Origin of the sequence: Streptomyces sp. 13-12-16, assembly GCF_002114215.1 — a bacterium.
GTDB lineage: Bacteria > Actinomycetota > Actinomycetes > Streptomycetales > Streptomycetaceae > Streptomyces.
In genome coordinates this window covers 9,837-16,201 of record NZ_NCTE01000310.1, presented here as the reverse complement: position 1 = coordinate 16,201, position 6,365 = coordinate 9,837, and the positions used below count along the sequence as shown (strand labels likewise).

At 73.5% G+C, this 6,365-nt stretch carries 2 protein-coding genes; both read right to left on the bottom strand.

Going from position 1 to position 6,365, the window contains the following annotated elements; translation table 11 throughout:
• Nucleotides 1-2,772 (bottom strand): type I polyketide synthase (locus B7767_RS13295; protein ID WP_143652415.1); only part of this gene is annotated, 2,772 nt, incomplete at its 3' end.
• A 28-nt stretch (nucleotides 2,773-2,800) separates the two neighbouring features.
• Nucleotides 2,801-6,365 (bottom strand): SDR family NAD(P)-dependent oxidoreductase (locus B7767_RS13290; RefSeq protein WP_143652409.1); only part of this gene is annotated, 3,565 nt, incomplete at its 5' end.

Genomic DNA, 6,365 nt, shown 5'->3' with positions numbered 1-6,365 from the left:
CAGCGGATGCGAGGCGGACTCCAGGCCGAGGCCGGCGGGCGAGCCGATGGGGCCGGCCATGTCGAGCCAGTAACGACGTCGCTGGAAGGCGTACGTGGGAAGCGCGACGCCGCGGGCCCCGCGCCGCGCGAGGAACCCCTCCCAGTCGACGGCCGCGCCGCCCGCGTGCGCCTGGACGAGGCCGTCGAGCAGGGCGGTCGGCTCGACGACGCCGGACCGCAGCACCGGCACCACGGTGGCCTCGGGCAGCGCCTCACGCGCGAGCGCGGTCAGCACGGCGTCCGGGCCGATCTCCAGGTACACGCCCACGCCGTCGTCGTGCAGTGCCGTCAGAGCGTCGTGGAAGCGGGTCGTGCCGCGGGCGTGGGCGGTCCAGTAGCCGGCACCGGTGACCTCGGACCCGGCCGGCCGGCCGGTGACCGTGGAGACCAGAGCGGCACGGGGCGTGTGGTAGGTGAGGGTCTCGGCGACGTGGCGGAAGTCGTCGAGCATGGGGTCCATGAGGGGGGAGTGGAAGGCGTGGGAGACGGTGAGGCGTTTGGTGCGGCGTCCCTGTGCGGAGAAGTGGTCGGCGATGTGGGTGGTGTCGGTTTCGTCGCCGGAGACGACCAGGGCGCGGGGTCCGTTGACGGCGGCGATGCCGGTGCGTTCGGTGAGGTGCGGGGTGAGTTCTTCCTCGGTGGCCTCGACGGCGATCATGGCGCCGCCGGTGGGCAGGGCCTGCATGAGGGTGCCGCGGGCGGCGACCAGTCGGCAGGCGTCGTCCAGGGACAGGACCCCGGCGACGTGCGCCGCGGCGATCTCACCGATGGAGTGGCCCACGAGGTGGGTGGGCACCACGCCGAACTCGTCGGCGAGAAGCCGGCAGAGCGCGACCTGCAGCGCCAGCAGGCCCGGCTGCGTGTAGCAGGTCCGGTTCAGCAGGGTGGCGTCGTCGGCGAACACGACCTCCTTGAGGGGCCGTTCGGCGCCCAGGTGAAGGTCGAGGGTGGCGCAGACCTCGTCGAAGGCGTCCCGGAAGACGGGATAGGTCTCGTGCAGCAGCCGGCCCATGCCCGCACGCTGGGCGCCCTGACCGGTGAACAGGAAGGCGACCTTGTTGGTACGGGGCCGGGTGGGAAGGGCGACGAGGGACGGGTCCTGGACGAGCGCGTCCAGGCGGGCGAGCAGGTCCTCACGGGTGGCGCCGACGACCGCCGCCTGGTGCTCGAAGGCGGTACGCGTGGTGACCAGCGAGTAGGCGAGGTCGGCCGGATGCAGCTCGGGCTGCGCCGTGACGTGGTCGAAGAGCCGCTGCGCCTGGTCGCGCAGGGCCTGCTCGGACCTGGCGGACAGCATCCAGGGGACCGTCATCACCTGGGGAGCGGTGCTCGGAACCGGCTCCGCCACGGCGGGAGCGGGGGCCTGCTCCAGGACGAGGTGGGCGTTGGTGCCGCTGATGCCGAAGGAGGAGACGGCGGCGCGGCGGGGGTGGCCGGTCTCGGGCCAGGGCCGGGCCTCGGTGAGCAGGCGTACGTTGCCGGTGCTCCAGTCGATGTGGGGGCTGGGTTCGTCGGCGTGCAGGGTGCGGGGCAGGACGCCGTGGCGCATGGCCTGGATCATCTTGATGACCCCGCCGATGCCGGCGGCGGCCTGGGCGTGACCGATGTTGGACTTGAAGGAGCCGAGCCACAGGGGCTCTTCACGGTTCTGCCCGTAGGTGGCCAGCAGGGCCTGCGCCTCGATCGGGTCGCCCAGCGGAGTGCCGGTGCCGTGGCCCTCGACGGCGTCGACCTGGTCGGGGGTGAGGCCGGCCCCGGCCAGCGCGGACTGGATGACGCGCTGCTGGGCGGGGCCGTTGGGCGCGCTCAACTGGCTGCTCCTGCCGTCCTGGTTGACGGCGGAGCCGCGGATGACGGCCAGGACGGTGTGTCCCTTGGCCTCGGCGTCGGAGAGCCGTTCGAGCAGGACCATGCCCGCGCCCTCCGCCCAGATCGTCCCGTCGGCGCCCGCCGCGAACGACTTGCACCGGCCGTCGGCGGCCAGCCCGCGCTGCCGGCTGAACTCCACGAACATCCCCGGCGTCGGCATCACCGCCGCGCCGCCCGCCAGCGCCATGGTGGACTCGCCGTTGCGCAGCGACTGGCAGGCCATGTGGAGGGCGACCAGCGAGGAGGAGCACGCGGTGTCGACCGTGACCGCCGGACCCTCGAGACCGAGCGTGTACGCGAGCCGCCCGGAGGCCACACTGAGCGTGTTGCCGGTCAGCAGGTGACCCTCGACGTCCTCGGGGCCCCGGTGGAGCAGCGAGGCGTACTCGTGCCCGGACACCCCGCTGAACACCCCGGTGGCGCTGCCGCGCAGCTCATCGGGGGCCAGACCGCTGCTCTCCAGGGTCTCCCAGGTGACCTCCAGGAGGAGCCGCTGCTGGGGGTCGAGCGCGAGGGCCTCGCGGGGGCTGATGCCGAAGAACTCGGGATCGAAGCGGTCGGCGTCGTACAGGAAGCCGCCCTCACGGGCGTAGGTCTTTCCCGAGGCGTCGGGATCCGGGTCGTACAGGCCGTCCAGGTCCCAGTTGCGGTTGTCCGGGAACGGCCCCACCGCGTCGCGCCCCTCGGCCACCAGCTCCCACAGGCCCTCGGGTGTCGTGGCCCCGCCGGGGAACCGGCAGGCCATGCCCACGACCGCGATCGGCTCCCGGTCGCGCGACTCCACCTCGGCCAGCCGCAGGCGGGTCCGTTGCAGGTCGGCGGTGACCCGCTTCAAGTAGTCGCGAAGCTTGTCCTCGTTCATGATGCGGCGTCGCTCCCTAGTCGCCGGGTCAGGAGAGCCCGAGCTCGTTGTCGATGAAGTCGAATAGCTCGTCGTCCGTGGCGGTCTCCATCTCCATCCGCGGTTCCTGCCGCTCCGCCTCGGAGTCCTCCAGGTCCTTCAGCTTCAGCAGGAGGGCCTGCATACGGGCCGCGACGGCGGTCCGTACACCGGGTACGACGGTCCGCAGACTGCTCTCCAGCCTGTCCAGCTCGGCGACCAGCGCCTCCGAGGGATCGCCGGAGGCCTCCTCCTGGGGCACCAGCTCGGCCCGCAGCATGGAAGCCAGCCGGGCCGGCGTGGGGTAGTCGAACAACGTGGTCGGAGGCAGCCGGAGCCCGGTCGCCCGATTGAGGTTGTTGCGGAACTCGACGCTGGTCAGCGAGTCGAGGCCCATGTCCAGGAACCCGGTGTCGGCGTCGACGGCGTCCGGCGAGCCGTGACCGAGGACCGCGGCGACCTGACCGCGGACGTAGGCCAGGAGGATCTCCGTCTGCGTGGCCTCGTCCTGGGAGACGAGCCGCTGCCGCAGCGTGTCCGACCCGGTCCCGCGGCCCTGGGCGGCGGCCCGGCGGGCCCGCGAGCGGACCAGTCCGTGCAGGACCACCGGGACCGTGGCGTCGTCCTCGCCCAACCGGGCGAGGTCGAGCTTCGCGGGCACCAGGAGCGTCTTGTCCGGCGACTCCAGCGCGAGGTCGAGCAGGCCGAGCGCCTGCGCCGTCGGCATCGCGCCGATGCCGCCGCGGCCGAGCCGCGCCCTTCCGACCGGATCCAGCGCCGCGGTCAGCTCGCTGGTCCGGGCCCACAGGCCCCAGGCCAGCGACAGGGCCGGCAGACCCCGGCCGCGGCGGTGCTGGGCGAGCCCGTCCAGGAAGGTGTTGGCGGCCGAGTAGTTGGCCTGTCCGGCGTTGCCGATCGCTCCGGCCGCCGAGGAGAACAGGACGAACGCGGCCAGGTCCATGTCCTGTGTCAGCCGGTGCAGGTGGTAGGCGGCATCGACCTTCGGACGCATCACCGCCGCCAGCCGCTCCGGCGTCAGGGAGGAGAGGGCGGCGTCGTCGAGCACACCGGCCGTGTGGAACACCCCGGTCAGCGGGTGCGCGTCGGGGACCGACCGCAGGAGCCCGGCCAGCGCCTCGGCGTCCGCGGTGTCGCAGGAGGCGACGGAGACGTCGGCGCCGAGCGCCTCCAGCCCCTCGGCCAGTTCCGCCGCGCCCTGCGCGTCCGGTCCGCGCCGGCTCGCGAGCAGCAGGTGCCGTACGCCGTGCCGTTCCACGAGGTGACGGGCCAGCAGGCCGCCCAGAGTGCCGGTACCGCCGGTGATGAGCACGGTCCCCTCGGGGTCGAGCCCGGCGTCGCCGGCGTCCCCCTCGTCCTCGGGTGCGGCCAGGGCCGCGCGGGTCAGCCTTGGTACGCGCAACGTGCCTTCCCGAATGGCGAGTTGCGGCTCCTCCGTGGCCAGGGCGGCGGGCAGCGCACGGCAGGAGGCCTCCGACTCGTCCATGTCGACGAGCACGAACCGGCCGGGGTGTTCCGTCGCCGCCGTACGCACCAGTCCCCACACCGCGGCCGCGGCCGGATCCGGCACCTGCTCGCCCTCCTCGACGGCGACGGCGCCACGGGTCAGCACCACCAGCCGCGCGTCGCCGAGGGCGTCGTCGGAGACGAAGCCCTGGAGCAGCGTGAGCATTTCGTTGGCCGCGGTGTGCGCCTGTGCCGCCAGGTCGCCGCCGGGGGAGCGGTCGGGTCCCGCCAGTACGATCCGCGGCGGCTCGCCGCCGTTCGCCTCCGCTCCGCGCAGCGCGGCGAGGACGGAGTGGTCCACGGCGTCGACCCCGGCCGCCCGGAGCGCGGCCGTCACGTCAGCCATGTCGAGGCCCACCCACCTGCCACCGGTCTTCGCCGCGGGCGCGGGCACGGGGATCCAGCCCAGCTCGTACAGGGCGTCGCTCTGCCGGGCACGGGCCGCCGTCAGGTGCTCCGGCGCCACCTCGCGCATGGTCAGCGCGGTGGTGAGGACGGGGGCACCGGTGGCGTCGGCCACCGCGAGCGACAGCAGGTCGTTCTCCGAACGGGACAGCCGTACCCGCAGCCGGGTCGGGCCGACGGCGTGCAGCGCGGCGCCGCTCCAGGAGAAAGGCAGCCGTACGCGGTCCGACTCGTACCAGAAGAGCATCAGCGGGTGCAGCGCCGAGTCGAGGAGAGCCGGGTGGACGCCGTACGTCTCGGGGTCCGCGTCCTCCGGGAGGGCGATCTCCGCGTAGAGGTCGTCACCGACCCGCCAGCCGGCCCGGAAGCTCCGGAACAGGGGCCCGTACTCGTATCCGCGCTCGACGAACCTGCCGTAGAACTCCTCGACGTCGACGGCCTCGCCGCCGGCGGGCGGCCATGCCGTGAGGTCGAACGCCGGCTCCGGCGCGGAGTCGGTGAGGAACCCGGTGGCGTGCCGCGTCCACTCGCCCGTCTCCCCGGCCGCCTCGCTCTCGGGCGACGAGAAGAGGGAGAACGACCGTCGCCCGTCCTCGTCCGCGGAACCGACGGTGAGCCGCAGTTCCCGGGCGCCCTGCTGCGGTACGGCCAGGAAGGCGTGGTGCGTGAGCTCCTCGACCTGATCGCATCCGACGTAGCCGGCCGCGTGCAGCAGCAGGTCCACGAAGGCGACGCCGGGCAGGACGACCGTCCCGTGCACCACGTGGTCGTGCAGCCAGGGCTGTGCCTTGAGCGACACCCGGCCGGTGAACACGGCGCCTTCCCCGTCGGGGAGGGTGATCGCCGCGGTGAGCAGCGGGTGCGCGGACCCGTTCGCGGCCTCGCCGGCGGGCTTGGGTGCGTCGAGCCAGTAGCGCCGGCGCTGGAAGGCGTAGGTGGGCAGGTCGACCGGCGTGGTGGCGCCGGCGGTGAAGGGGGCCCAGTCGACGGGGGCGTCGGTGTGGGCGTGGACGGTGGCCAGGGCGGTGAGGAGGGTGCGGTGTTCGTCGCGGTCGCGGTGCAGGAGGGGGACGACGGTGGTGTCGGTGTCTCCGGGGAGCGTGTCCCGGGCCATGGCGGTCAGGACCGGGTCGGGGCCGAGTTCGAGGTAGTGGCGGACGTCGTTGGTGTGGAGGGTGTGGATGCCGTCGGCGAAGCGGACTGCCTGGCGGATGTGCTGGACCCAGTAGGCGGGGGTGGTGATGTGGTCGGGGTCGGCGAGGCGGCCGGTGAGGTTGGAGACGATGGGGATCGTCGGCGTGTGGTAGGTGAGGGTCTCGGCGACGTGGCGGAAGTCGTCGAGCATGGGGTCCATGAGGGGGGAGTGGAAGGCGTGGGAGACGGTGAGGCGCCTGGTGCGGCGTCCCTGTGCGGAGAAGTGGTCGGCGATGTGGGTGGTGTCGGTTTCGTCGCCGGAGACGACCAGGGCGCGGGGTCCGTTGACGGCGGCGATGCCGGTGCGTTCGGTGAGGTGCGGGGTGAGTTCTTCCTCGGTGGCCTCGACGGCGATCATGGCGCCGCCGGTGGGCAGGGCCTGCATGAGGGTGCCGCGGGCGGCGACCAGGCGGCAGGCGTCGTCCAGGGACAGGACCCCGGCGACGTGCGCC